The sequence below is a fragment of the Mesorhizobium sp. WSM4312 genome (genome assembly GCF_002294875.1).
GTDB lineage: Bacteria > Pseudomonadota > Alphaproteobacteria > Rhizobiales > Rhizobiaceae > Mesorhizobium.
This window is the reverse complement of sequence record NZ_NSFU01000005.1, coordinates 94557-119392: the sequence shown is the minus strand read 5'-3', so window position 1 is coordinate 119392 and position 24836 is coordinate 94557. Positions and strand designations below refer to the sequence as shown.

General features: G+C 63.6%; 23 protein-coding genes. 3 read left to right on the top strand and 20 right to left on the bottom strand.

Annotated elements, in window-relative coordinates:
- Positions 1-45 precede the first annotated feature (45 nt).
- From CK228_RS09490 to CK228_RS09480, 3 genes are all read right to left on the bottom strand, one after another.
- Complete coding sequence (locus CK228_RS09490) at positions 46-1071, bottom strand: sugar ABC transporter substrate-binding protein (RefSeq protein WP_095773833.1); 1026 nt, start codon at positions 1069-1071, stop codon at positions 46-48.
- 87 nt (positions 1072-1158) lie between these two features.
- Complete coding sequence (locus CK228_RS09485) at positions 1159-2145, bottom strand: ABC transporter permease (protein WP_095787663.1); 987 nt, start codon at positions 2143-2145, stop codon at positions 1159-1161.
- A gap of 271 nt (positions 2146-2416) precedes the next feature.
- On the bottom strand, positions 2417-3850 hold the full coding sequence (locus CK228_RS09480) for a DHA2 family efflux MFS transporter permease subunit (protein WP_095787662.1): 1434 nt from the start codon (positions 3848-3850) through the stop codon (positions 2417-2419).
- 119 nt (positions 3851-3969) lie between these two features.
- Between CK228_RS09480 and CK228_RS09475 the strand changes: the two genes are divergently transcribed.
- Both CK228_RS09475 and hutH read left to right on the top strand, forming a co-directional pair.
- Complete coding sequence (locus CK228_RS09475) at positions 3970-4971, top strand: ornithine cyclodeaminase family protein (RefSeq protein WP_095787661.1); 1002 nt, start codon at positions 3970-3972, stop codon at positions 4969-4971.
- Positions 4968-6476, top strand: a complete 1509-nt coding sequence (gene hutH / locus CK228_RS09470) for a histidine ammonia-lyase (RefSeq protein ID WP_095787660.1) — start codon at positions 4968-4970, stop codon at positions 6474-6476. The genes CK228_RS09475 and hutH overlap by 4 nt, the downstream gene beginning before the upstream one ends.
- Here the strand turns inward: hutH and CK228_RS09465 are convergent, their stop codons facing one another.
- The 11 genes from CK228_RS09465 to CK228_RS09415 form a co-directional block, all read right to left on the bottom strand.
- Positions 6477-7280, bottom strand: a complete 804-nt coding sequence (locus CK228_RS09465) for a 3-methyl-2-oxobutanoate hydroxymethyltransferase (RefSeq protein WP_095773828.1) — start codon at positions 7278-7280, stop codon at positions 6477-6479.
- 40 nt (positions 7281-7320) lie between these two features.
- Positions 7321-7632, bottom strand: coding sequence for a MocE family 2Fe-2S type ferredoxin (locus CK228_RS09460; RefSeq protein ID WP_095787828.1), 312 nt, complete (start codon positions 7630-7632; stop codon positions 7321-7323).
- A gap of 27 nt (positions 7633-7659) precedes the next feature.
- Positions 7660-8742, bottom strand: a complete 1083-nt coding sequence (locus tag CK228_RS09455; protein ID WP_095787827.1) for a fatty acid desaturase family protein — start codon at positions 8740-8742, stop codon at positions 7660-7662.
- Between the two features lie 85 nt (positions 8743-8827).
- Positions 8828-10009 (bottom strand): aldose 1-epimerase family protein, encoded by a 1182-nt coding sequence (locus CK228_RS09450; protein WP_095773826.1) that lies wholly within the window; start codon positions 10007-10009, stop codon positions 8828-8830.
- Positions 10010-10066: 57 nt separating this feature from the next.
- Positions 10067-10981 (bottom strand): sugar phosphate isomerase/epimerase, encoded by a 915-nt coding sequence (locus tag CK228_RS09445; RefSeq protein WP_095787659.1) that lies wholly within the window; start codon positions 10979-10981, stop codon positions 10067-10069.
- A gap of 56 nt (positions 10982-11037) precedes the next feature.
- A complete protein-coding gene (locus CK228_RS09440) occupies positions 11038-12123 on the bottom strand; it encodes a Gfo/Idh/MocA family oxidoreductase (protein ID WP_095787658.1) in 1086 nt (361 codons plus the stop codon).
- Positions 12124-12158: 35 nt separating this feature from the next.
- Positions 12159-13220 carry an ABC transporter ATP-binding protein gene (locus CK228_RS09435; protein WP_095787657.1) on the bottom strand — a complete coding sequence of 354 codons (1062 nt, stop codon included), beginning with the start codon at positions 13218-13220 and terminating at the stop codon, positions 12159-12161.
- 1 nt (position 13221) lies between these two features.
- Positions 13222-14313 (bottom strand): ABC transporter ATP-binding protein, encoded by a 1092-nt coding sequence (locus tag CK228_RS09430; protein ID WP_095787656.1) that lies wholly within the window; start codon positions 14311-14313, stop codon positions 13222-13224.
- Positions 14310-15269, bottom strand: coding sequence for a sugar ABC transporter permease (locus tag CK228_RS09425; protein ID WP_095773821.1), 960 nt, complete (start codon positions 15267-15269; stop codon positions 14310-14312). Before CK228_RS09425 ends, CK228_RS09430 begins: the two co-directional genes overlap by 4 nt.
- A complete protein-coding gene (locus tag CK228_RS09420) occupies positions 15266-16126 on the bottom strand; it encodes a carbohydrate ABC transporter permease (RefSeq protein WP_095773820.1) in 861 nt (286 codons plus the stop codon). The genes CK228_RS09425 and CK228_RS09420 overlap by 4 nt, the downstream gene beginning before the upstream one ends.
- Positions 16127-16207: 81 nt before the next feature.
- The gene (locus tag CK228_RS09415; RefSeq protein ID WP_095773819.1) at positions 16208-17821 is read right to left on the bottom strand and encodes an extracellular solute-binding protein; all 1614 of its coding nucleotides are present in this window, start codon (positions 17819-17821) and stop codon (positions 16208-16210) included.
- Between the two features lie 336 nt (positions 17822-18157).
- Between CK228_RS09415 and CK228_RS09410 the strand changes: the two genes are divergently transcribed.
- Positions 18158-19186 carry a LacI family DNA-binding transcriptional regulator gene (locus tag CK228_RS09410; protein ID WP_095774022.1) on the top strand — a complete coding sequence of 343 codons (1029 nt, stop codon included), beginning with the start codon at positions 18158-18160 and terminating at the stop codon, positions 19184-19186.
- 4 nt (positions 19187-19190) lie between these two features.
- Here CK228_RS09410 and CK228_RS09405 read toward each other — a convergent pair whose 3' ends face one another.
- The 6 genes from CK228_RS09405 to CK228_RS09380 form a co-directional block, all read right to left on the bottom strand.
- Positions 19191-19640, bottom strand: coding sequence for a DUF126 domain-containing protein (locus tag CK228_RS09405; RefSeq protein ID WP_095787655.1), 450 nt, complete (start codon positions 19638-19640; stop codon positions 19191-19193).
- Positions 19637-20887, bottom strand: coding sequence for an aconitase X (locus tag CK228_RS09400; RefSeq protein WP_095787654.1), 1251 nt, complete (start codon positions 20885-20887; stop codon positions 19637-19639). Before CK228_RS09400 ends, CK228_RS09405 begins: the two co-directional genes overlap by 4 nt.
- A gap of 73 nt (positions 20888-20960) precedes the next feature.
- The gene (locus CK228_RS09395; RefSeq protein ID WP_095787653.1) at positions 20961-22025 is read right to left on the bottom strand and encodes an ABC transporter ATP-binding protein; all 1065 of its coding nucleotides are present in this window, start codon (positions 22023-22025) and stop codon (positions 20961-20963) included.
- Positions 22025-22813 (bottom strand): ABC transporter permease, encoded by a 789-nt coding sequence (locus tag CK228_RS09390; RefSeq protein WP_095787652.1) that lies wholly within the window; start codon positions 22811-22813, stop codon positions 22025-22027. Before CK228_RS09390 ends, CK228_RS09395 begins: the two co-directional genes overlap by 1 nt.
- Positions 22813-23682 (bottom strand): ABC transporter permease, encoded by an 870-nt coding sequence (locus tag CK228_RS09385; protein WP_095787651.1) that lies wholly within the window; start codon positions 23680-23682, stop codon positions 22813-22815. Before CK228_RS09385 ends, CK228_RS09390 begins: the two co-directional genes overlap by 1 nt.
- A gap of 67 nt (positions 23683-23749) precedes the next feature.
- Positions 23750-24811 carry an ABC transporter substrate-binding protein gene (locus CK228_RS09380; RefSeq protein ID WP_095773813.1) on the bottom strand — a complete coding sequence of 354 codons (1062 nt, stop codon included), beginning with the start codon at positions 24809-24811 and terminating at the stop codon, positions 23750-23752.
- Positions 24812-24836 lie beyond the last annotated feature (25 nt).

Below are 24836 nucleotides of genomic sequence, written 5' to 3'. Positions count from 1 at the left end.
CCGAACTGATCCGGCCACCTCATGGAGTCTATTCGACCGCGTGGCTTATTTCGCCGCCGCTTCGGCCTGCAGCGCCTTCAGATCCCAGCAGCTGTCGGGCTTCAGGTCAGCCTTGGTCGTCGCCTTCTCCAGCGTGTAGATGTAGGTGTGCGAGGTGCCGGCCGGCTGGCCGCTCTGCAGCAGGAACTTGATGATGGCGTTCATGTCGCCCGACTGGCGGGCAAGCTCGGTCATCACCACGGCGCCATAGGTGCCGTCGGCCAGCTTGTCGCAATCTGCGGCTTTTTCGCCACCGCCGGTGGTGACCAGGAACACCTTGCCGTCGAGCTTGGCGTCGCGGATCGCGGCGGATGCGCCGGTGGCGTCACCGTCCCAGAAATCGATGATCGAGCAGATGTCCGGGTTCTGCTGCAGCATCGTCGTCGTCACGTTGCGCGAGGTCGTCGCGTCCCAGTTGGAGTCGGGCTTGGCCACCACCTTGAAGTCGGGATGCTTGTCCAGCACCTTCATGATGCCGGCATACTGGTAGAGGCTGGAAGAGTTAGCCTGATCACCCTGCACCAGGCCGATCTTCTTGGAAGAATTCTCGCCGCAGCCCTTGATCGCCGCTTCGGCCTCGAGCTGGCCCAGCCGGTCCCAATCGCTGCCGACGAAGGCGTCGGCCGGGAAGTTGGCGGGGTTGTCGACCAAAAGCACATAGGTGCCGGCGGCCTGCGCCTTCTTCATCAGCTTGGAATAGGAGTTGAGGTCCGGGGCGTGGATGATCAACACGTCGGGCCTGGTGTCCGACGAGATGGCGTCGGTGATCGCCTGCGCGCCGGCATCGACCACCCAGTTTGGATCGCGCGTCTCGAACGTGCCGCCCCAGGCCTCGACCTCCTTCTTCAGATAGTGCGCCCAGCCTTGTGCCAGATCGAAGCCCATCGCCAGCGGCACCAGCATGACGCGCTTGCCCTTGAGCGCCTGTGCGTAGGCCGCCGGACCCGGATCGTCGGCGGCGAAGGTCGGCGCCACGAAGGCGGTAACGGCGAGCGCCGTTGCGGCGGCCATAAGTGTCTTGATCAGTCTCATGTCACGTCCTCTGGTTCGGTTTTCATTGCCGGCCGATCGTCGCGATCGCGCCGGGTACCCCGAGCAAGATGGGCTAGCCCATCTGCTCTAAATGTCGCCCTGTTGTGCGGTCTGTTCGTCGCGCGGATTGATGATGCCGTCGACGATGATGGCCCCAAGCAGGATCGCCGCCTTGATCAGGTTCTGGTAGAGCAGCGGAATGTCGATGATGGTCATGGCGTTGAGCAGGATGCCGATCAGCGCCGCTCCCACCAGCACATTGCGCACCCCGCCTCGCCCGCCGGACAGGCCGATGCCGCCGATCACCGCCACCAGCACGATGTCGTAAAGCAGCGTCGAGTTGACGACGCGGGTGTTGATCGAATGCAGGCTGGCCGCCGTCAGCAGGCCGGCGATCAGCGCCACGAAGGCGGAGAGCATGTAGCGCAGCACCAGCATCGGCCGCACCGGAATACCGATGTTGCGGGCGGCGACCGGATTGTCGCCGGCGAAATAGATGTAGCGGCCCCATTTGGTGTAGCGCAGGAACAGGAAGAACAGGAAAGCCAGCCCGGCAAAGACGAACACCTCGATCGGGATGTCGAGGAAGCGCAGGCCGCCAAGCAGCTCGACCCAATGGCCCTGCGGCACCGGCACGGCGTCCTGCGTGATCAGTTGCGAGCGCACATAGCCGAAGACGAAGGAGCCGGTCGCCAGCGTCACGAAGATCGCCGGCACGTCGGCATAGGCGACGAGAAAGCCGTTGAGCAGGCCGATGGCGAGCACGCCGGCCAGCACATAGGCGAAGGCCAGCCCGTCCGAGGTTCCGGTGTTGAGCAGTTGCAGATACCAGGCAACCGACATCGCCATGATCGCCACGGCCGACAGGTCGATGCCGCGCCCGATGATGACGACCGCCATGCCGAGCGCCAATATGCCCAGCACCGACACCGACCTGACGATGGCGACGAGGTTGTTGGGGTCGATGAAGCCCGGCAGGCCGATGGCAGCTGCAACGAACAGCACCACTGCGATGGCAAAGACAATGCCTTCCTGATTCAGGCTCCTGAGATTTAGCCAGCCGATCGCATTCATGTCTGCATTCGCCCCGATGGCAGCGCTGCCATCCCGAAAGCAAAAGCTAATCGGCTCTGCGCTAGTTCGTCAAACGAATCCGCGTTCAGAACGCGGCCTTACGCCGAAATTCGCCGAGTGGACGCATCGATTGCCAAAACTGGCGCAATGCCCGGAAACTCCTGCATTTTTGGCAATCGATTTCGCCATCGCAGCCATTCGCGAAAGTGCCGCATCAAGGCGAAAGGATGAGGCGGAATTTATCTCCGCATCAGGCGAGAAAATCCGATTTTCAATTCCCCGGCGCGTGGCCGGAAACCTCGGCGCCCGCAGTTGGCGGCAGCACCAGAAAACGCAGCGCCGCCACCAGCCCGATGGCGCCGATCACGAAAAAGGCGATTCGAAAATCGACGAGGTCGAGCGACGGTTGCGCCCTGGCGATCTGCGACAGGTTGAGGATCGCCGCCGCCATGGCGACGCCGAACAGCATCGCCACCTGCTGCAGCATCGAGGACAACGTCGCCGCCGAGCTTCGCTGCGCGGCGTCGATATCGGCGAAGGCCAGCGTGTTGAGCGCGGTGAACTGCATCGAGCGCGACAGGCCGGCGATCAGCATCAGCGCCACCACCAGTGCCTGCGGCGTCTGCGGCGAGATCACCCCGCAAGCCATGATCGAGGCCGAGGCGATGATGCCGTTGACCACCATCACCGGGCGGAAACCGAAACGCCGCAGCGTCGGCGTCGTCACCGTCTTCATGCCGAGATTGCCGAGGAAATAGGCCAGGATCATCAGGCCGGCATCGACAGGCGAGAGGTCGAAGCCGAGCTGGAACAATAGCGGCAGCAGGAACGGCGTGGCGTTGATCGCCATCCGGAAGATGGTGCCAGCGGCAAGCGTCGAGATGGCGAAGGTCAACACCTTGAACGAGGAGAGGTCGAGCAGCGGATGCGGAGCGCGCCGCAGATGCCGCACCGCCAGCCAGCCGATGACGCCACCCGCCGTGATCAGCGCCGTGGTCGGCAGCACGCCATCCTCGGGATGCGCGATGCGCTCGAGACCGTAGAGCAGGCAGGCGAGCCCGAGCGACGTCAGGAAAAATCCCGGCCAGTCGAGCGGCTTCGGGTCCGCCTCGCGATCGCCCGGGATGAAGCGGGCGACCAGCGCCAACCCGATCAGCCCAAGCGGGATGTTGATGAAGAAATTCCAGTGCCAGGATAGATAGGTGGTGATGAAGCCGCCAAGCACCGGACCGACCACCGGCGCGAACAGCGCCGGCCAGGTGATCAGCGCGGTGGCGTTGAGCAGCTCGGATTTCGACGCATTGCGCAGGACGAGAATGCGGCCCACCGGCGTCATCAGCGCGCTACCCAGCCCCTGCACGGCACGTGCGGCAACGAATTCGGTCAGATTTTGCGAGAAACCGCAGGCGAGCGAGGCCAGCGTGAACAGCGCGATGGCCAAGAGGAAAATGTTGCGCGCGCCGAAACGGTCGGCGAGCCAGCCCGACAGCGGCACGAACACCGCCATGGTCAGCATGTAGACGGTGATGCCGATGCTCATCGCCACCGCCGGTACGTCGAAAGACTGGCCCATCTGCGGCAGCGAGGTCGAGATGATCGTCGAATCCAGCAGTTGCATGAAGAAGGCGATGGCAACGATTAGCGCCACGCGCCGTGCATTGGTGGCCGTTTCCGGCAAGGTCTCGGTCTCGGGAATGGCAGTCATTTCGGTCCGGTTTGAACAGCATTTAGCCGGCGGCGTCCAGACACGGCGCAACAAACTTTCGTGTCGCGTCGCGGCCTGCTATGGGATGCGCGGGTGATCGAGGAAAGTGCGCGCGCAAAATGAAGCCCATCTATATCGACTATCTCAATGCCCTCGACATTGAAGCGCTTGCCATGACCGATGGCGAAGTCATCGCGGCGGTCGAGGCTGGCCTTGTCGCCCAGGGCAAGGGCCAGACGGTGATCGAGCCGCGCGTTCATCTCGAACCGGACCCATCCTTCCATGGCCATTTCAATGTCTTGCGCGGCTATGTGGCGCCGCTCGACACGGCGGGCGTGAAAATCGTCGGCGACTATGTCGACAACTATCTGCACGGCCTGCCCTCCGAATTCGGCATCCTCAATCTGTTCGATCCACGCACCGGCACGCCGCGCGCCATTCTCGACGCCACCGTCATTACCGACATGCGCACCGGTGCGGTCACCGCGATCGGCGCCAAGCATCTGGCGCGCAAGAATTCGAGGGTGCTGGCCCATGTCGGCGCGCGCGGCACCGCCTACTGGAACGTGCGGCTGCTCGACCATCTGTTCGACTTCGATGAAATCCGCGTCCATTCGCGCCGCCCGGAAAGCCGTGACGGCTTTGCCGCCAAGCTCTCCGCCGATCTCGGCAAGGCGGTCACGGCCGTAGCCGACTGGAAAAGCTGCGTCGAGGGCGCCGACATCGTCGTCGAAGCCTCACGGCTGCCGGAGCCACAACCGCTGCTCAAGACCGAATGGATCAAGCCCGGTGCGCTGGTCGTGCCCTATGGCACGATGAGCGCGGTGGAGCTGTCGCTGACCGACATCATGGAGAAGATGGTCGTCGACGATTGGGGCCAGTGCAAGGGCGGCAAGTTCGGCTCGCTACGCGCTCATGTCGAGACCGGGCGGCTCAGCGAGAAAACGCTGCATGCCGAGCTCGGCCAGATCGCCGCCGGCCTCAAGCCGGGCAGGCAGAGCGACGACGAGACCATCCTGTTCTGGCATCGCGGCCTGTCGCTCTCCGACATTGCGCTGGGCAAGGCGATGCTCGCCAAGGCAGGAGAAAGCGGCATCGGCCAGAGGCTGCGCTTCGCATGAGCGCGCTGGTCCTCACCGGAGCCGGCGTCAGCGTCGGTGATGTCGCCACCGTCGCCCGCCAGGCGCGCAAGGTAGAGATCGGACCCGACATCATCGGCCGGCTGGACAAGGCGCGAAAAGTGCTCGACCAGGCCGCCGCCTCAGGCCAGCAGATCTACGGCCTGAACACCGGGCTTGGCGCCAATCTTGGCACCTCCGTCGAAGGCAACGCCAGCGCCTTCCAGCGCCAGCTGCTGCACGGCCGCAGCGGCGCGGTCGGTGAAACTCTGCCGGTAGAGGCCGTGCGGGCCACCATGGTCGCCCGCGCCTCGATGCTGTCGGCCGGCGGCTCCGGCCTGTCGCCCATGGTCTTCGTTGCTCTGGTCGACGCGCTCAATGCCGGCGTCCATCCGGTGATGCCGTCGCTCGGCTCGATCGGCGCCGGCGACCTCGTGCCGATGACCGCGCTTGCTCGCCTGCTGATCGGCGAAGGCGAAGCCGACTATCAGGGCCGGCGCATGCCGGCGGCCAAGGCGCTGATAATGGCCCGCCTCGCCCCGATCAGCCTGGCTCCCAAGGACGGACTGTCGCTAATCAACGCCTCGGCCGTCTCCGCCGGCAGCGGCGCCCTCGCGATCACGGATGCGCTGTCGGCGCTCGCCCAGCAGCAGCAGGCCGGCGCGCTGACCATGGAAGGTTTTGGCGCCAACCGCACCATCCTCGATCCGCGCCTGCAGATGGCGCGGCCGGCGGCCGGACAGCAGGAGGCGGCGAAGGCCTTGCACGACCTTCTCGCCCGCGACGAGATGCCGGCGCCCACGACCATTCAGGACCCGTTGTCGATCCGCTGCATGCCGTCGATCCACGGCGCGCTGATCGAGGCAATCGGCCAGGCAAAGAGTGCTGTCGAGATCGAACTCAACGCCGCCGCCGACAACCCGCTGGTGATCGGCGACGATGAACTGGTGATGTCGACCGGCAATTTCCACACGGCCTCACTCTCGCTTGCCTTCGAGACGCTCGGCCTGGCCATCGCGCAATGCGCCGCCGCCAGCGTTGCCCGCTTCATCCAGCTCACCGGTTCGGGCCGCAACGGCTTGACCAAATATCTGTCGCCCATCGGCGGCGCCTCGGCCGGTTTCGTGCCGCTGCAGAAGACGGCGACATCGATCTTGGCCGCCATCCGCCACAAGGCCAATCCGGTGATGCTCGACTTCCTGCCCGTTTCGGAAGGCGTCGAGGACCATGCGACCCAGTCGCCCCTCGCCGTTTCGAAATGCGCCGGAATGATCGCGCTGTGGCGGCGGCTGATCGCCTTCGAATTGATGGCCGCCGCCCAGGCCGTCGACCTGCGTGAAGGGTTGACGCTGGCGCCGCGCACTGGCGCGATCTATGCAGCGGTGCGCGCGCATGTATCGATGCTGAAAGACGACCGGCCGCTGGGGACCGACGCCGAGGTGCTCCACGCCATGCTCGCCGACGGAACATGGCAAGGCGCTGCGGCGGTCAGCAAAGAAATCGAATAGTCAGCTCTTTGCGTCTACCCTTTTCATGAACAGGCTGAGCTCGGCCGGGTCCATGCGCACGACGTGCCTGTCCTCGGGATAGGCGCCGCTGTTGACGTCGGCGACATATTCGGAGAACGCCGCCACCCGCTCCGCCTGCAGCCGGTCATACTCGGCGGCGAAATTGCGATAGACCTTGGAGTGACGCGGCATGTGGCCCCGGTTCTGGCCGAGAATGTCGTCGGCGAACAGATATTGCGCGTCGCAGCCGGTCCCCGCCCCCATCGACAGCATGATCAGCGAGGTGCGCTCGGAAATCGCCTTGGCCACCTCGACCGGCACCACTTCGATCTCGGCGCCGACAGCACCGGCGGCCTCCAGCTGTTTCACCGCCTCGAAAACCTGGATGGCTGTGTCGGCCGTCTTGCCGACCGCCTTGAAGCCGCCGGTCCAGGTGGCGCGCGACGGAATGAGGCCGACATGGCCGATGACGGGGATGGCATCGTCCGCCATGCGCTTGATGGTGGCGTAGCCGGCGCTGCAATAGACCGCGTCGGCGCTTGCCTTGTAGAGCCGGAAGGCCCAGCGCACGAAATCATCCGCCGTGCCGATCTCGAAGAAATTCTCGCCCGGCATGGTGAACAGGCTGGGCGCGGCATCGCGATATTGCGGGTTGAGCACCAATTCGGGTGGCACCGAGACGATATCGACCCCTGCCCGCTCGGCGGCCTCCGCCTCATCCAGGTTGAGCACGCGCAGCATGGTCAGCTGACGCTTGCCCTTCATCGCCCGCAGATCGGCGACGGTCGGTCTCTTTCGGCTCATTAAAGCGTCCCCTTTGTGATGCTGGATCGGTTGCCGCGCGTCAAATCTGGATCATCACCTTACCGGCCTCGATCTTCACCGGATAGGTCACGAGATTGACGCAGACCGGCGCGCCCTTGGCGGCACCTGTCTTGTAATTGAAGCGGCCATTGTGCTTGGGGCATTCGATGATGTCGTCCATCACCAACCCGTCGGCCAGATGCGCCTTCTCATGCGTGCAGTAGCCGTCGGTGGCGAAGAACTCGTCATCGGGCGAGCGGTAGACCGCGAAGGTGCGGCCGCCATGGTCGAAGCGGATGACATCCTCTTCCTCGACATCATCCACCGCGCACGCTTCAACCCAATCGGCCATCTCGGTCTCCTGCAAAATTCGCGATCGCTATTCGGCCGCAGCCGACATATCCACCTCGTGGAACTCGCCGCGATAGGGCCTGGCCGTCGGCGGCAGTTCGCGCTTGAGATAAGAATCCTCGTATTTCAGCTGCCTGAGCAGCACCGGCCAGACCTCGCGATAGGCATGCCACATCGACGGGTTCGGCTCCGGCAGGTCGTGTTTGATCAACTCATGCAGCCTGGGCAGCGCGTGATACGGCACCATCGGAAACATGTGATGTTCGACATGGTAGTTCATGTTCCAGTAGATGAAGCGGCTGATCGGGTTCATGTAGACGGTGCGGGTGTTGAGCCGGTGGTCGACGACATTGTCGGCCAGCCCAATATGCTGCAGAAGGCCGGTCGTCACCATGTGCCATGTGCCGTAAAGGCGTGGCAGGCCGACCAGCACCAACGGGATCCATGACCCCAGCGCGATCGCGGAAGCGATCGTCGCAATGTACACGGCCATGTGCCAGCGGGCGGCGACGACAGCCTTGTGCTGTTCCATCTCGGGGATGTAGCTCTTCTCCTCCTCCGACAGGCTGCCGAAGGCCTGGCGCACCAGCGTCGGCAACGAATAACGGAAATCGAGAATGCCGGTGAAGGCCAGCGCCGCCTTCAACAGGTCCGGCGGGCGCATGACCGCGATCTCGGCGTCGCGGCCGACGATGATGGTGTCGGTGTGGTGGCGGGCGTGGCTCCAGCGCCATTGCACGGGATTGCGCATCAGCATGAAGGAGGCGATGTGGTAGACGACATCGTTCATCCAGCGCGTGCGGAAGGCCGTGCCATGGCCGCATTCGTGCCAGCGCGAGTCGCTCGACGAGCCGTAGAGCACGCCATAGACGAACAGGAACGGCACCACCCACCACGAGCCCCAGAACCAGGCGATGCCAGCCGCCGAGCCAACGATGGCGGCGAGCCAGATGATGGTGTCGCGGATCGCCGGACCGTCCGAGCGCTGCATCAATTCCTTCATCGCCTTGCGCGGCACGTCGGTGTGGTACCATTCGGCCGAGGCCAGGCCGGTCTCGATCGCCCTGCGCGTGCTTTCGCCGACCAGGCTGTAATCGCGCTTTTTTGCCATCGTCGTCACATCGACCTCCAATCGTCATGCACCGCTGGCAATCCGGTCCGCCGGCCGGAGGGCTTGCTTGGGACAAATGTAGCGCTCACGCCTTGCCCGCCAGGCTTGGGAAATTGCCGGAGGGCTGAGGATAATCCTGCTCGGGCTGGCGGGCGATGGCCGCGATCCTGCCTTCGGCCGCGGCAATCTCACCAGCACCGTCGAGCGCCCGGAACACTGTGTTATAGGCCCGGGCTTCGCCATGCTCCAGCCAGATCATCTCGCCGCGGTCGCGGGCGGCGAGATCGCCAAGCACATGATGGGTCGAAGGCTCGATGCCCAGCGCATACTGGCCGGCCTGGAAATTCTGCCATTGATAGGCGCAAGGCAATTGATCCTTGCGCGTCACCACTTCGAAGCCCAGACCGAGCCGGTCGTTGACCACGGCAACAGGCACCTCGCCCTTTGCGTCGGCGCCCATCTCATGCTGCCACACCTGCTCGCTGAACCCCAATCGCGGTTCCGGCATGGTGCGGTAGCCGACCTTCTGCGCCTCGTAGCGCTCGCCGGCATGACCGGCCCACACCACGTCGCGGATTGGCGCCAGATAGCGCGAGCCCTGGTCGAGTAAGGGATGGCTGACATTGACATGGTAGAAATACATGTGCGGCGTGCGGTTGAAGCCATGGTTGACGACACGGTCGAAAAGCCGGACCTCGTTGCCGCCGACATCGGCCTCGATACGACGGATGAGATGCAGGTCCTCGCCGAACACCGCCGACTGCTGGACGATGCCTTCGGCCCACAGCACGCAGCGGTCGCCATCCCAGCTTTCGCCATAGCCGGTTAGCCGCGCCGGGATGGTGCCGACGCGACCGTGCAGCGAATGGATGATGGTTTTCTTGCCTGGGTAGTTGTAGTTTTCGGCTGGCACTTCTTCGCGGCCCAATATGTGGTCGAGGCCGCAGGTGACGAGCAGGCCGGAAAAGGAGCGCGCCCAGGCGAGCCCGCTTTCACCCTCATAGTCGTGCAGCCCGGGATGGCGGAAGCCGCTCGGGGAATGCCAGCCGATCGCCTGGCCCTTGAAGTCGCAATCGGCGATGTCGAGTGCGCGGTCGACCAGCGAGGTGAAGCGCAGGCCCGAGCCTGTGCGGAACTCCAACATGCGGATGCCGCGCTCCACGCCGTCGCCAAGCGTCATGAGCCGCACACCGGCGAATTGCGACAGCAGGCCGGAGCGCTCCGCCACCTGCCTTCGCGACAGCGTCTTGCCGTAAAGCTCTACCATGTCACGGCCGCTTCTTCACTGCACTGTCGTCCCTTCAATCGGCGGCACTAACGGCCCTCACAGACCGTTGGCGCGGAACTTCCCGTCGAGGAATTTCTTGGCGCGCGGCACGTCGTCTTCCGACAGATGCTCGATGATGACCGGGATGTTCGGGTGCTTTTCCGCCAGCCGCTTGAGGTAGAGGTCGTAGTTCAGCGAGCCGAGGCCCGGCGCCGGCAACTCGATCTCACCGACGCCCCGGAAGGTGTGGCTTTCCATCGCATCGGCGTCGCCGATATCGGCGTGCTTCTCCGACTTGTCGTCGCCCGAGCGCTTGACGTCCTTGGCATGCGCGATCTTGATCTTGTCGGTCAGCGTGTCGAACACCTGGTTGAGGATCTGGTCCATCCGGTCGATGTTGTGCGTCTCGAAATAGTTGGTCGGGTCCATCAACAGGCCGAGGCCGGGATGGTCGACCTGCGCGAACATCTTCACCGTCTCCTCGACCGAGCCGACGACGTTGTTGACATAGGTTTCAAGCAGGAACACCGCGCCGTGGTCGTAAGCCGTCTGGGCGAGGTCCGCGATCACCATGCGGCATTCCTCGAACCCCTCCTCGGTCTTGTTCTTGGGGTGATGCACCCAGTCGGACTCGGTGTTGTAGGTGCCGGTCTCCGAGATCACGTAAGGCGAGCCGAAATGGCGGGCGTTGCGGATGATCTCCTTGAGATAGCCCACGCGCTTGTCGCGCTCCGCTTTGTCGGGGTGGATGATGTTGGTGTAGCCCGACACGCAGCAGACCGGCAAGTTGTGGTCGCGGAAAACATCACGCACCTTCTTGGCCTTGTCCTTGGTGATCTGCCCGGCCGACAGGTCGACATCCTTGAAGTGGAGGTCGAGCTGCACCGTGTTGAAACCAAGACCGCGGATCTTCTTCGCCGTCTCTTCGAGGCTGTACGGGAAATAGCCCGTAAAAATGCCTGCCTGCATCATGATCTTGAATTCCTCCCTGTAAGCGATTCAATTATCTGGTGTTTCAGTTGCGGTGATCAGATAGCGATTTCGGAAAGCTTGACCGTGCGCCTCGATGCCATCGAGCGGTAGCCTGCCTCGACGAGCGCCATGGTCTTGACGTTGTCGGCGACGGACAGCGCCGGCGGCGTACCGGTCTTCACCGCGTGCTGCAGCTGCTCCATGACGCCGATAAAGGCATGCGGGAACCACATCGTCTCCCAGCTTGGGCTGACCCATTCGCCGCCAGTGGTCTCGGCCGAAGCATAGGTCAACGTCGAGGCAGCGCCCGTCGGCCAGCCGATCGTGCCCTTGGCGACACCCTTGGTGCCATCGACGCGCCAGTTGATGTGCTGGTCGTCCTTGTAGCCTTCCTGGCGCGGACCGGACCAGACATCCTCCAGCGAAACCGCGAGCACGCCGGACGGGAAACGCAGCGTCGAGACGGTGATGCCATCCAGATGGTCGAATGTCGTGCGTGGGTCTTTCCGCGTGACTGTCGTGATCTCATCGGGATCGCCGAACAGGAAACGCAGCACGTCGAGATGGTGCACGCTCATATTGGCGAGGGTCAACCGGTCGTAATCCTCGAGAAACGTTTGCCAGTGCGGGATCGCGTGCATGTCGATCTGCGCGAAGACGATGTCGCCCAGCGCGCCGCTGTCGATAATCTGCTTCAGGACGCGCATCGACTGGTCGTAGCGCATGTTCTGATTGACCGAGAGGACCTTGCCGGCCTTCGCCGCCTCGTCGCGCAGCTTGACGGCTTCCTCGACCGACAGCGCCAAGGGCTTCTGCGCCAGGATCGCCTTGATGTGCTTCTGCTTCAGCGCGTGGCGAATCAGCGCCGGCTGCAGGTCGGGCGGAAAGGCTAGGTCGATGATCTCGACGTTTGCATTCTCGATCAGCTGTTCCGGCGTGTCGTGCACGGTCGGGATCCCCCAGCGCGTGGCGACCTTTTGCGCATTCGGCCGCGTGCGCGAGGCGATCGCAACGACCGGAAACCCGGCCTCCTTGTAGGCGGCAAGATGGCACTCGGCCATGATCATGCCGGCGCCGACGCAGCCGATCCTGTATTCGTTCGTGCGGATCTTCACATCCGGCTCGAAGCCTTTGCCTGCCATGTCTTCCTCCCGAAATTCTGTCCTCGCGGCTGCAATCATCTCACCAGCGCGCCTCCGCTTTGCCCGAAATAATGCACGCGGGCGGGCTCGCAGAAAATCGCCACCATGGCGTCGGGCTTGATGTCGGGCTGGCCGCGCAACAGCGCCTTCAGCCGCGCCTGCCCGGCGGCGAGTGTCACGACGGTGTAACCACCAAGCGGCTCGACCTCGAACACCCGCGCCGGCCGGCCCTGGCCGCCATCCGCCCACGGCCTGACCTTGATATCCTCCGGCCTGAGCCCAATCTCGACGGCATCAACGGGGGCAGCCTTGTCGGCAATCCGGATTGTGCCTTCGGCGGCTTCGACGCCGCCCTCGCCCCGTGCGGATTTCAGTATATTCATCATGGGCGAACCGAGCAGCCGCGCCACATAGGTGCTCGCCGGACGGTCATAGATCTCGGCGGGCGCGCCGATCTGCCTGATCTTGCCATTGTCCAGTATGGCGATGCGGTCGGCGATCGACATCGCCTCTTCCTGGTCGTGGGTGACATAGATCAGCGTCTTGCCGAGCTCGCGCTGGATGCGCTTCAGCTCGACACGCGTCTCCTCGCGCAGCCGCGCATCGAGCGCCGAGATCGGGTCGTCCATCAGATAGGCGTTGGGGTCGCGCACAAGCGCACGCGCGATCGCCACGCGCTGCCGCTCGCCGCCCGAGAGCTGCGCCGGCGGCTTGTGCAGGATGTGGCCGATATGCAGCTTGGCCGCGACATCGGCCACCCGCCTTTCGATCTTTGCCTCGGCGACTTTGCGCTCGACCAGCGGGAAGCGGACATTGTCGCGCGCGCTCATATGCGGGAACAGCGCGAGGTTTTGGAACACCATCGCTACATTGCGATCGGCCGGCGACACCGCGTTGACCGGTCTGCCGCCGATCAGGATTTCGCCGGCGTCCGGCCTCTCCAGTCCAAGCACCAGGCGCAGGATCGTCGACTTGCCGGACAGTGGCGGCCCGAAGAAGCAGAAGAATTCGTTATCGTTGACGATGAACGAGGCATCGTCGACAGCGAGTGTGTTGCCGTAGCGCTTGGTCACATTGCGAAAAACGATGTCAGCCATCTCAACCCGCCTTCATCGCAACGCCGGAAGCCGCATCGAAGATACGCACGGACGAAGCCGCCGGCGCGACGACTGCGGTTTGCCCGATCGACAGCCCGACATCATTGTCGAACACCGCCTTCACGGCGCCATCGCCTTGGCCGAGATGGACGATGGTGCGCGCACCGATGCGCTCGACAAAGGTGACCGGCATGGCGAGCCCACGCCCGTCTTGCGCCAAAGCCACCTGCTCCGGCCGGAAGCCGTAGAGCATGTCGCCACGTGCACCGCGCAAGTATGCCGCCAATTCGTCCGGCAACGGCGGCGTGATGCCCAGCGGCCCGAGATCGATGACAAGGCCCCGATCGCTCTCCGCCGGCTTACCGTGGAGCAGGTTCATGCCCGGCGCGCCGATGAAGCGAGCGACGAAGACATTGGCCGGATTGTTGTAGACTTCGAGCGGCGTGCCGACCTGCTGCAGGACACCATGATCCATGACGGCGATACGATCGGCCATCGTCATGGCTTCGAGCTGGTCGTGGGTGACATAGACCATGGTCTGCCTGAACTGGCGCTGCAGCTGCTTCAGCTCCGTGCGCATGACAGAGCGGAAGGCCGCGTCGACATTGGAGAGCGGCTCGTCGAGCAGGAAGATCGCCGGCTCCATGATCGCCGAACGGCCGATCGCGACGCGCTGCAATATGTTGACGGACAGCCGGTCGGCCTTGCGGTCGAGCAGCGCCGTCAGTTGCAGCAGCTCGCCGATGGCGCCGACGCGGCGGTCGATCTCGGCTTTGGCGGCGCCCCGCATTCTCGGCCCATAGGCCAGGTTCTGGCGCACCGTCATATGGGTGAAGATGGCATAGTTCTGGAACACGAAGCCGACGCCACGCCGCCCCATCGGCACGCCGGCCATATCGCGCTTGCCAAACAGGATCCTGCCGCTGGTCGGCTCCTCCATGCCGGCGATCATGTTCATCGTCGTCGACTTGCCGCAACCGGATGGCCCGAGCAGCGCCATGAACTCGCCGTCTGCTATGTCGAGGTCCATGGTCTTCAGCGCGGTGAAGTCGCCGAATGTCTTGGTGAGGTTGCGCAGCTGGATCGCGCTCATGCCGCCACCTGCCTTGCCCGCGCCATACGCTTGATGGCGAACACGGCGACGATGGAGAGCACGATCAGGATGGCCAGCGCGATCGCCGCGACATAGCCCCAGATCAGGTCCTGCGTGGTGACCTTGTAGATGTAGACGGAGATCGTTTCGGTCGCGACGCCAGGGCCGCCGCCGGTCATGATGTAGAGCGTGTCGAATATCTTGAAGTTCTCGATCACGCGGATCGCCAGCGCGATGATGATGATGGTCTTCATCTTCGGCAGCGCGATGGTGACGAAGCGCTGCCATGGGTTGGCGCCAAGCAGCGTTGCCGCCTTGATCTGGTCCTCCGGCACGCCGACCAGGCCGGCAAGCAGGATGAGGAACATCAGCGGTGTCCACTGCCAGATATCGGCGATCATCACCGCGATCAGCGCAAGCGTGGGTTCCGACAGCCAGGCGATGGTGACTGATGTGCCCGTGATGGCGGAGAGGATGTCGTTCACCGGGCCGCCCGACTGGAACAGCATGAAGAACATGTAGCCGGCCACCGCCGGCACCACCATCATCGGCATCAGCAGGATCGAATAGAAGATGCGCTTGCCGGGAAAATCGTCCGCGAACAGTGTTGCCAGTCCTAGGCCGAGCAGGAACTCCGCCGGCACGCAGACGATCATGACGAGCGCCGTACGCTTCAGTGCGCTCCAGAACCGGGCGTCGGCGGCAAGGTCGGTGTAGTTGGCGAAACTGTTCCACATCTCCCAGGCATTCCACCAGCCGAGGCCCGAAAGCGGCGACCAGTCGGTGACGCTGATGTAGAGCTGCATCAAGAGCGGAAAGGCCGAGATGAACAGCACCAGGATCTGCGCCGGCAGCGTCAGCCGGAAGCCCAGTCGCGCGCCCTCGTCGCGCAGGGCCGGCTTCGCACGAGCGGCACCCATTTCGTCCTCCGAAACAGTCACGGTCGCCGCGCTCATTGCTTGAGCGCCCCAAAGGTCAGCCCGCGCACCAGATGGCGCTGGATGGCGATGCCCATGATAACCGGCGGCACGGCGGCGATCAGGCCGAGCGCTGCCTTGGCGCCATAGAGCTGGCCGGTCATCGAGGACGATAGCGAAGCCATATAGACCGGGATCGTCACCCATTCGCGCGTCGTCAAAAGCAGCGCGATCAGATAGTCCGACCAATTGAGGATGAAGACAAACAGGGCAGCGCTAGCGAGCGGCGCGCGCATCATCGGCAGCGTGATGCGGGTGAAGACGCGCAGCCGCGAGCAGCCCTCGACCAGCGCCGCCTCCTCGATCTCGCGCGGCATGTCGTCGAAGAACGTCTTCATCAGCCAGAAGGCGAACGGCAAGGTGACGATGCCGTAGATCAGCGCCAGCCCCCACCAGCTGTCGGTAAAATTCAGGAAGGCCCACATGATCATCACCGGGATCATCACCGCCATCGGCGGAAACAACCGCAACTGGATCAGCGCCAGCGGCAGGTTCTGCCCAGAGCCGAAGCGCGACAGGCCATAAGCAGCAGCCGTGCCCGCCGACATGGCGATGGCCGTGCCGAACACCGCCGACAGCAGCGACGACAGGATCGGTTTCAGCGCCGTGCGGTCGAGCGCCACGATCAGGCTGTTGGTGGATTCGCCGAAGACGAACTGGAAATTGCTGAGTGTCGGGTTCTTCGGCCACCATCTCAGGTCGGCGCCGGTCGCCGACCATTCGGCGATCGGCTTGAAGGCCATTGACACCATCCACAGGATCGGCACCAGCGTCACCGCCATCGCCGCGAGGATCGCGGCATAACGAAATATCTCGAAAGGTACGGAACGCTTCATCTGGCTGCTTTTGCTGGTGGCGTTGAGTGCGGAGGGGAAGAGCTTTCGCCCCTCCCCTCCGGCTCGATCCAGGGAAACGGATCAGCTGATCGGATCGAGAACGGTCGGCCAGGCCTCCTTGTTGGTCCTGATGGCTTCGAGCAATTTGTCCTCGCCGATGCGCCGGGCGATCTTCTTCCACTCGGTCTCGGTGTCGGCCATTGCCTGTTCAGCGGTCTTGGCCTTGGTCAGCGAGGCCATGAGGTTTTCGTCCAGCGCATTGTGGAAGGCGGTGGCGCCGGGATAGTTGATGGTCGGCACCGTGCGGGCGACCGTCTCGCGCACCACGTCCATGTGGTAGGCGTGGTAGGTCTGCCGCACCAGCGGATCGGAGAAATCCGACAGCCGGAACGGATCCAGATAACCGCCGGGATTGGCGCTCATCCAGGCGTAGATGCGGGCGGAGCCTAGCCATTGCAGCAGAAGGTAGGCGACCTCCTGGTTTTTCGACTGCGACGAGACCATGCCGGTCAGCGAGAACCACAGAACGGAGCGGCTGATCAGCTTGCCGTCGATTTCGCGGCCGGGCGGCAGCATCGAGCCGATCTTGCCGGTGACAGCCGAATCCTTGTTACCGGGATTGTCGAGGAATTTCGGCAGGTTGGAAAAGGCACAGGTCATCGCCGCACCGCCCTTGGCAAAATTGCCGTACTGCTCCGGCCAGCCCCACGAGATCGCATCCGGCGAGTGATGGGCGAGCGAGCCGACATATTCGTTGGTGGCGGCGATGCCATGCTCGGAATTGATCAGCGGCTTGCCGTCGTCACCGAACAGGAACTGGTTGGGCGAAGCCATCGAAACATAGCGCTGGTACCAGTTGGTATAGCCCCAGCCCTGGTTGCGCAGGTCGGTCGAGCCGAACAGGCCCTTGTCCGGGCGCTGGAAGAAGGCGGCGATGTCGCCATGCTGCTTCCAGGTCTTTGGCGGCGCCAGATCGTAGCCGTATTTGTCCTTGAACGCCTTCTGCTCGACTGCGTCGCCGAACAGGTCGCTGCGGTAGACCCAGGTCTGGAAGTCGCCGTCCAGCGACACGCCATAGTTCGACCCGCGATATTTGTTGAGCAGTGATACGCCCTTGGCTCCGTCGACATAGCCGGTCTTGGGATCATCCCACTCGGGCTTGTACTGGGCAACGAAGTCGTCGAGCTTGGCGATGCCGCCGGTCTCGGCGAGATCGCCGAGGCGGTTCCATTCGGTCGAGTAAATGTCATAGGCCCCACCCTTGGTGGAGATATCCTGCATCGTCTTGGTGAATTCCTGGCCGTTCGGCAGGCCGACGATCTCGATCGGAATGCCGGTTTCCTTTTCCCACAGTTCCTTGATCGACGGCGCGCCGGCCGGGAAAGGCTGCGTGAGCTGGCCGATCGAGCCGTCCGACAGGCCGAGCACGATCTTGGCAGGTGCCTTGCCCGCGCCCTTCAGCGACTTGGCCGCCTCGATGGCACGGCCTTCCGGCGTGTCGGCGCCGTATTGGTAACGCTCGGCGCCCTCGAAGCCGGTCGGGCCGCCGATCATGCCAGGCGCCAGCGCGTCGGCCGCAAAGGCGCGGCCGGGACGAATGAATTGCGGCGCGATACCGGCCGCTGCCACGAACGCCGCCAACTTTCCTCCGGACGCCAGCAATCGGCGCCGCGATATGCGGATCAGATCAGACATTGGAATTCCTCCCTCAGGGCTCCATGTTTCCTCCACGAGCCCATGAGGGATATTGACGGCAGGATCGGAAGACTGTCAACATCATAAATAATCAAAACACCTCATAACATCGCAATGAGGCGAGGAAATGCGTCATATCAAGGTTCATATACCGCTCCTGATGCCTCGATTTGATGGGAAATGTGCCTTCCCATTCCGGAATAGCCGTGCCGGGCGACCTGATTTAGCCCGACGGCTTGCGCATCGGCCAAGGCCGGATACATCATTTCCCATCAGAATCGCCGACGGCAGACAGCCGGCATTGCGTGATCCTGATGCGTTGAGGAGATGAAAGACGTGCGTTCCACCCTGACCGACATAGCCCGGGAAGCCGGCGTTTCCGCCGCCACCGTCGATCGCGTGCTCAACAACCGTCCCGGCGTGCGGACGCGCACACGCGAGATCGTGCTCGAAATGGCGCAGCGTCTCGGTTACATAGCCGAAGGCCCGAACGGAGCAGCGCCCCGGCCCTCGCCCGGCGAGGTCATCCGGCTCGACTTCGCGCTGCCGGCCGGCACCAACTCCTTCATCAAGATGCTGCACCGACACATCGAGGCGCAGGCCTTGGCGCGCCCGGATCTCGATGTCCACATCGCCACCATAGAGGGTTTCAACCCCGACCGGCTCGCCCGCCTGCTGCAGGAATTGCGCGGACAGACGCAAGGCGTCGGCGTCATCGCGCTCGACCATCCGACGGTGCGTGAGGCGATCCGCTCGCTATCGGCCAACGACGTCAAGGTGGTGACCATCGCCTCCGACATCCTGCATGTGCCGAGGGTCGCGTATATCGGCATCGACAACCGCGCCGCCGGGCGGCTGGCCGGCTATCTGCTCAACCGTTTCATGGGGCCGGAGCGCCCCGGCAAGGTGGCGCTGTTCGCCGGCTCGCTTTCCTATCGCGGCCATGAGGAACGCGAGATGGGATTCCGGCACATATTGACCGAGGAATCCCCCAATCTCGAGATCGTCGAGATGCGCGAAATGCTCGATGATCGCGAAAAGGCTTATTCTGAAGCATCAGCACTGCTGGACCGACACCCCGATCTCGCCGCGATCTACAATGTCGGCGCCGGCAACACCGGCATCGCCCGCGCGCTCAAGGAACGCGGCCGTGCGCAATCGATGGTCTTCCTCGGCCATGAGGTGACGGACGGCACCAAGGACCTTCTGCTCGACGGCACGCTGGATGCGGTCATCGACCAGAACCCGCGCGTCGAGGCGCGTGAGGCGCTCAACACTCTGACCCAGGCGGTCCGGGGACTACCCTATGAGCTGCACCAGCCAAGGCTGCAGGTGATCTTCAAGGAAAACATCCCGGAGATTTGAGCGGCTAGCTTTCTGTTTTAGCCCTTATGACCGCCTGGCCATCCGTGCCAGTGCGGATGGCTAACCGATCACAGGAAACGATCCCGCCAATATCACACACCACCAGCGGCATACTTTTCCCGTACAGAAACTCCGCTACAATGGCCCCCACCGCCAGGATCGGATCCGGCCGCTCCAGAAGAATGCCAGCCGGCGCCGTACCCCGGCGGATCGCTTCGGCCAGGACGGAGGATGAGGAGGATGACCCTCGCCCGCTTGGCATGACCAGTATCCTGCCGGCGACATTCTGGCCCAATCCAGGATGCGAATGGTCGATGATTTCCCCCGTCTCGGCGTCGATGCCACCCCAGAAACTGAGCGGCTGCGAGAACACCAAAGCCGGGCCATCGGCCTCACCGGCGAGTTGGAAAGTGCCCAGCCTATCGGCCGCGTCCTTTGCAACGGGCTGCGTCATGAGGCACCCCGCACGACATGTCCGGCCGCTGCGGAGCGGATGCAATCCTTCATCTCGGCAAAGGCGACGGTCACGCCGATATTGCCCGGCGCGTAATGCGCCCATTTGCCGGAATTGGTCATCACCACGCCGTCGAGCCGCTCGAGGATGGAGGTGACATAAGTGCACGTATCGGCGACCGGGATCAGGCCGAATGCCTCCATGCCGGCCAGCGCGCCTTCCTCCTGCAACCGCGTCAGCGTCGCGCGTCCGGTGTTGACATAGATCGGGATGCCCTTGCCCGGCGCTGCCTCGCGCAGCATGGGCAACAGGCGCGTCCATTCCTCATACGAGAAATGCGGCGTGCCCAGCGACACTGCGGCAAGCGGCGCCCCGTCGGCCACTCCGGACAATCTGGACAACGCATGATCGATATCTGCCCGGGTGATGCGGATCGTCTCATCCGGCGCGTGGCCGTGAAACGCTTCGTCGAGCATGTTGGCCTCCGGCGTGATGCCGACCGCATGGAACAACGCCACGGCACCGGTCGTCGCGGCCGCCGCGCCAAGCGCCTTGAGCTGATCCTCGTCGCGCGGCCGCGGCAGGCCGGCAATGACCGGAATGCGGTCGCCACTGACTTGTCCGACGATCAGCCCGACGCCGACGAACAGGCTGTCGCTCGGTTCGGCTTCAACGATGTCCAGCTCGAACAGGATGCGGCCGCGCCGGTTTTCGCTGAGATGCAGGCCCCAGGCCGGTGCGCGCCCGGTCATGGCGCAGCACAAATCGATGAAGTCGCCATAGCGGTTGGTGCGCGCGCCGATCACCGAATTGGCGAAGACGATGGCATTGGATTCGCCCCAGGCGATCTGTTGGCCGAATTCAGGCCGGAACCGGGTCTGGTAGGGCGCGCAAGTGAAGGTCGCCTGGCAGCCAAGCTCCAGATGCGCCTTCATCAGCCGCCGCGCCGGCACCTCTTCCGCCGCCGGCATCTTCACCATGCCCGGATGGATGAGGTCGAACGAGCCGACATTGAGCGTCGTCGGCACCTGCACGCGCCCGCCGCCCTCGACCAGCCGTTCGACGAAATCCAGCCCGGCCTTGCCGTGATAGAGACAGCCGTCGATATGGGCACCGCTGATGTCGAGCAGGCCGCATGCGCCGATGGCGTTGGAGAACGCGACGAGGATTTTCATGGCGGCGGCTGCCGACGGGCCTTGCTCGCCGTCGAGCATGGATCGGTCACGCGCCATCAATTCTAGCGTCATCGGAATGCTCCGGACTTATGCCCGGCTATGCTGTTCCCTATTGTCCCCCGTCTGGCAAGAGCCGAAGCGAGGATCAGGTCGCAGCAATCAGCACCGTGCTTTCCGGCGACCAGCGCAGCACTACATCCTGCCCTTCCGCCAGCCTGTCGGCGCCGGTGTTCTGTACGATCACCTTCAGTGTCTGGCCGGCACGCTCGACGAAATAGGTGCTGTTGTTGCCGGCGAAGATGCGTTTGGAAACCTGGCCCTTCAGCATGTTCGCATCGCTATCCACAGCCCCGGCATCGGTGCCGATCCGGATGCGCTCGGGCCGCACCGCGCAGCTCGCCTTGGCGCCGGCGGCAAGCGTCGCACCCGCGCCTGCGGCAATCGCCGTACCATCCTGCAGGCGGATGCCGTTGCCGGTCGTATCGCCGCGAAAAATGTTGGCGTCGCCGAGAAAGGTGGCGGCGAATTCGCTTCTCGGCCGATCGTAGATCTCCTCCGGCGGCCCCTCCTGCACCAGCCTGCCGTCGCGCAATATGCCGATGCGATCGCTCATCGTCAGCGCCTCTTCCTGGTCGTGGGTGACGAAGATGGTGGTGATGCCGATCTCGCGCTGGATGCGCTTCAATTCGATCTGCATGTCGACGCGCAGCGCCTTGTCGAGCGCGCCGAGCGGCTCGTCGAGCAGCAGCACGCGCGGCTTGGTGACGATGGCGCGCGCCAGCGCCACGCGCTGGCGCTGGCCGCCGGAGAGCTGGTGCGGCCGGCGGCCGCCGAGCTTGCCCAACTGCACAAGGTCGAGCGCGCGCTGCACTTCGGTCGCAATCACCGCCTTGGCCTCGCCCCGCACCGAAAGGCCGAAGGCGACATTGTCGGCGACGCTCATATTGGGGAACAGTGCATAGTTCTGGAACACCATGCCGATGCGTCGCTTCTCGACCGGCACCCGCTCCACGCTCTCGCCGCCGATGGAAATGCGGCCGGAGTCAGGAAAATCGAAGCCGGCGATCTGCCTGAGCAACGTGGTCTTGCCGCTGCCCGACGGACCGAGCAGCGCATAGAAGCCGCCATCGGCGAAGTCGATGGAGACATCGTCCAGCGCCTTGTGCGCGCCAAAACTGCGCGAGACATCAGATACCTTCACGCCGGCCATTATTTCTCTCCGCCGAATTTGAAGAAGCGCGCCGTGAGCAGCATCAGCGCCATCGACACGACAATGATGATGGTCGAGACAGCATTGATCTCGGGCGTGAACCCTTTGCGGATCGCGGCATAGATCTCGACCGGCAGCGTCGTCTGGCCGGGCGTCGACAGGAAGTAGGACACGACGAACTGGTCGAACGACACGGCAAAGGCAAACAACCCGCCGGCGATGACGCCCGGCATGATCCAGGGCAGCGTGACACGAACTGTGACCTGCCACTGATTGGCGCCGAGCGAGCGCGCCGCCTCCTCCAGTTCCGGCGCGAAGGTCTGCAGCCGCGCCGAGACGACGACGATGACATAGGGCAACGCCAGCGCGACATGGCCGAGCAGAATGGCGAACAGGCCGCGTCCGATGCCGACGCCGAAGAAGAAGATCAGCATCGCCGTGCCGGTAATCAGCCAGGGAATGGCGATCGGCGGGAAGAGCAGCGCCTGCAGGACCTTCTTGCCGCGAAATTCGTAGCGGAAGAGCGCCAGCGACGCCGCCGAGCCGAGCACCACGCTGATAATGGTGGTGAGGATTGCGATCTCCAGGCTGTTCCAGGTCGCGGCAGTCAGCTGGTCGTTCTGCCACAGCGAGGCGTACCATTCGGTCGTCCATTCGAACGGCAGCTGGTAGAAGGGCGAGACGTTGAACGACATCAGCGCCATGATGATGATGGGAAGATAGAGGAAGGCGAGCAGCAGCCCGATGTACAGCCGGCCAAGTCCTTCCAGGATGCGGGTCGTCGCCATCACGCAGCCCTCCGCAGCACCGGCGAGGCGATCGCCAGGATGACCAGCACGACGGCGAGCAGGATGAAGGATAATGCCGCCCCCAGCGGCCAGTTGAACACGGCGACGAACTGGTCCTCGATCACGGTGCCGTAGAAGGTGCCGGTGCGCCCGCCGAGGATGCGCGGCTCCATGAACGAGCCGACGACGGGGACAAATATGAGCGCGGCACCGGCCACTAGGCCCGGCATCGACAACGGAATGATCACCCGCTTCAGCACCTGCAGCCGCGTGGCGCCGAGCGAGCGCCCGGCCTCGATCAGCGAGTCGTCGATTGCCTGCAAGGTGAGATAACAGGTCAGCACCATGTAGGGCACGTAGGAGTGCACCAGCCCGATGATGACGGCCGGGTAGGAATACATCAGATCGATGTTGATCTTGAACGGCAGCACGGCGTTCAGCGCCGTATCGAGGATGCCGCCTTCGCGCAAAACCATCGCCCAGGAGAAGATGCGCACCAGCCCGTTCGACCAGAACGGCAGGATGACGAGCAAGAAGATCGCTTCGCGGCTGCGCCCCTTCAGCACCTTGGCGAGCACGTAAGCGGCGGGATAGCCGATGACGATGCACCACAGCGTCACTTCGAGGCCGAGGCGCAGCGAGGCGAGCAGCAGCGTGAGATAAAGGCTCTGCGAGAAGAAGGCGGCATAGTTGCCGAGCGTGAAAGCCCAGGGCTTTCCCGACAGCGGCAAGTCGGTCATGAAGGAGAAGAAGACCATGGCCGACAGCGGCAGGAAGATCGCCACCGTCAGCCAGATATAGGCCGGCGCCAGCAGCGGCAGAGCCGATCTCAACCCGCTGCGCGATGCGGTCGCGCTTTGTGCCGCCATGCCACCCTCCTCCCCAGGATTGAAAGGACCAGCCGGCGCGAACCGCCGGCTGGTTCGGACGTGCGTTTTATTTCACGTCGACCTTGAGCTGCTGCCAGAGCGCCAGATAGGCCTCGCGCTGGGCATCGGTGATCGGCGCCTGGAACTGGATGCGCTTGGCGACCTCTGGATCGCCCATCACCTTGCGGTTGAAGGCATCCTGAGGCAGCGCCGCGACGGCCTTGGTGTTGGCGGACACAGGGGCGCCGACTTTGGTGACCCATTCGACGTAGAATTTCGGGTCGATCATCCAGTTGATGAAGGCCTGCGCGCCCTCGACATTCTTGGAGCCGACAGGAATGGAGAAGGCATCCAGCCAGGCGACGGCGCCCTCCTGCGGAATGACCAGCGAAACCGGCAGCTTGAAATGCGTCTTGGCGCGATCGGCCGAGCCGCTCCAATAGGTGCCGATGTCGATCTGGTTGGAGGCGACCATCTGGTTCCAGTCGTTCTCCGAGCTCCAGAACGTCTTGATCTGCGGCATCAGCGAGGTGAGCTTCGTCTTGACCGCATCCATATCCTTGATGTCGTTGATGTTCTGACCGGTGGCGATAGCGCCGAACTGCACCGCCTCGACGGCGTCGTCGCGAATGACGACGCGGCCCTTGTGCTTGGGATCCCACATTTCGGCGATCGACGTCGGCGGCTTGTCGAAGGATTTTTCATTGATGGCGAGCGCGGTCAGGCCCCACACCCATGGCACGCCATAGACCTTGCCGTCATGGTCGAGCATCGGCGAACCGGCCTTATCCTTGCTGATGTCGGCATAGTTCGGCAATTTCGACGTATCGATCGGCTGGATCAGTTTTTCCGCCATCGCCTGGTCGTTGAAGGCGGCGTTGATCATGACCACGTCATAAAGCCCCGGATTGGTCCGGATCTTGGTCAGCATTTCCTGTTCGGAATTGAAGAAGTCGTTGACGACCTTGTTGCCGGTCGCCTTCTCGAAGGCGGCGACCGCCCAGGGCTCGTCGGCGCCGTAGCCTTTCCAGTTGAGCACATGCACTTCGGCGGCATTGGCGGCCAGCGTGAGTGCGGTGGTGAAAACGGCAGTCGCCGTCAGCAGGGCAGTCAATCTTGGCATGCGCATGTCGGTTCCTCTCATTGTTTGCCCG

What these genes read in the sequence shown, in the direction of transcription:
- CK228_RS09490 (WP_095773833.1), bottom strand. Translation starts at nt 1,071, where the DNA reads ATGAGACTGATCAAGACACTTATGGCCGCCGCAACGGCGCTCGCCGTT.
- CK228_RS09485 (WP_095787663.1), bottom strand. Translation starts at nt 2,145, where the DNA reads ATGAATGCGATCGGCTGGCTAAATCTCAGGAGCCTGAATCAGGAAGGC.
- CK228_RS09480 (WP_095787662.1), bottom strand. Translation starts at nt 3,850, where the DNA reads ATGACTGCCATTCCCGAGACCGAGACCTTGCCGGAAACGGCCACCAAT.
- CK228_RS09475 (WP_095787661.1), top strand. Translation starts at nt 3,970, where the DNA reads ATGAAGCCCATCTATATCGACTATCTCAATGCCCTCGACATTGAAGCG.
- hutH (WP_095787660.1), top strand. Translation starts at nt 4,968, where the DNA reads ATGAGCGCGCTGGTCCTCACCGGAGCCGGCGTCAGCGTCGGTGATGTC.
- CK228_RS09465 (WP_095773828.1), bottom strand. Translation starts at nt 7,280, where the DNA reads ATGAGCCGAAAGAGACCGACCGTCGCCGATCTGCGGGCGATGAAGGGC.
- CK228_RS09460 (WP_095787828.1), bottom strand. Translation starts at nt 7,632, where the DNA reads ATGGCCGATTGGGTTGAAGCGTGCGCGGTGGATGATGTCGAGGAAGAG.
- CK228_RS09455 (WP_095787827.1), bottom strand. Translation starts at nt 8,742, where the DNA reads ATGGCAAAAAAGCGCGATTACAGCCTGGTCGGCGAAAGCACGCGCAGG.
- CK228_RS09450 (WP_095773826.1), bottom strand. Translation starts at nt 10,009, where the DNA reads ATGGTAGAGCTTTACGGCAAGACGCTGTCGCGAAGGCAGGTGGCGGAG.
- CK228_RS09445 (WP_095787659.1), bottom strand. Translation starts at nt 10,981, where the DNA reads ATGATGCAGGCAGGCATTTTTACGGGCTATTTCCCGTACAGCCTCGAA.
- CK228_RS09440 (WP_095787658.1), bottom strand. Translation starts at nt 12,123, where the DNA reads ATGGCAGGCAAAGGCTTCGAGCCGGATGTGAAGATCCGCACGAACGAA.
- CK228_RS09435 (WP_095787657.1), bottom strand. Translation starts at nt 13,220, where the DNA reads ATGGCTGACATCGTTTTTCGCAATGTGACCAAGCGCTACGGCAACACA.
- CK228_RS09430 (WP_095787656.1), bottom strand. Translation starts at nt 14,313, where the DNA reads ATGAGCGCGATCCAGCTGCGCAACCTCACCAAGACATTCGGCGACTTC.
- CK228_RS09425 (WP_095773821.1), bottom strand. Translation starts at nt 15,269, where the DNA reads ATGAGCGCGGCGACCGTGACTGTTTCGGAGGACGAAATGGGTGCCGCT.
- CK228_RS09420 (WP_095773820.1), bottom strand. Translation starts at nt 16,126, where the DNA reads ATGAAGCGTTCCGTACCTTTCGAGATATTTCGTTATGCCGCGATCCTC.
- CK228_RS09415 (WP_095773819.1), bottom strand. Translation starts at nt 17,821, where the DNA reads ATGTCTGATCTGATCCGCATATCGCGGCGCCGATTGCTGGCGTCCGGA.
- CK228_RS09405 (WP_095787655.1), bottom strand. Translation starts at nt 19,640, where the DNA reads ATGACGCAGCCCGTTGCAAAGGACGCGGCCGATAGGCTGGGCACTTTC.
- CK228_RS09400 (WP_095787654.1), bottom strand. Translation starts at nt 20,887, where the DNA reads ATGACGCTAGAATTGATGGCGCGTGACCGATCCATGCTCGACGGCGAG.
- CK228_RS09395 (WP_095787653.1), bottom strand. Translation starts at nt 22,025, where the DNA reads ATGGCCGGCGTGAAGGTATCTGATGTCTCGCGCAGTTTTGGCGCGCAC.
- CK228_RS09390 (WP_095787652.1), bottom strand. Translation starts at nt 22,813, where the DNA reads ATGGCGACGACCCGCATCCTGGAAGGACTTGGCCGGCTGTACATCGGG.
- CK228_RS09385 (WP_095787651.1), bottom strand. Translation starts at nt 23,682, where the DNA reads ATGGCGGCACAAAGCGCGACCGCATCGCGCAGCGGGTTGAGATCGGCT.
- CK228_RS09380 (WP_095773813.1), bottom strand. Translation starts at nt 24,811, where the DNA reads ATGCGCATGCCAAGATTGACTGCCCTGCTGACGGCGACTGCCGTTTTC.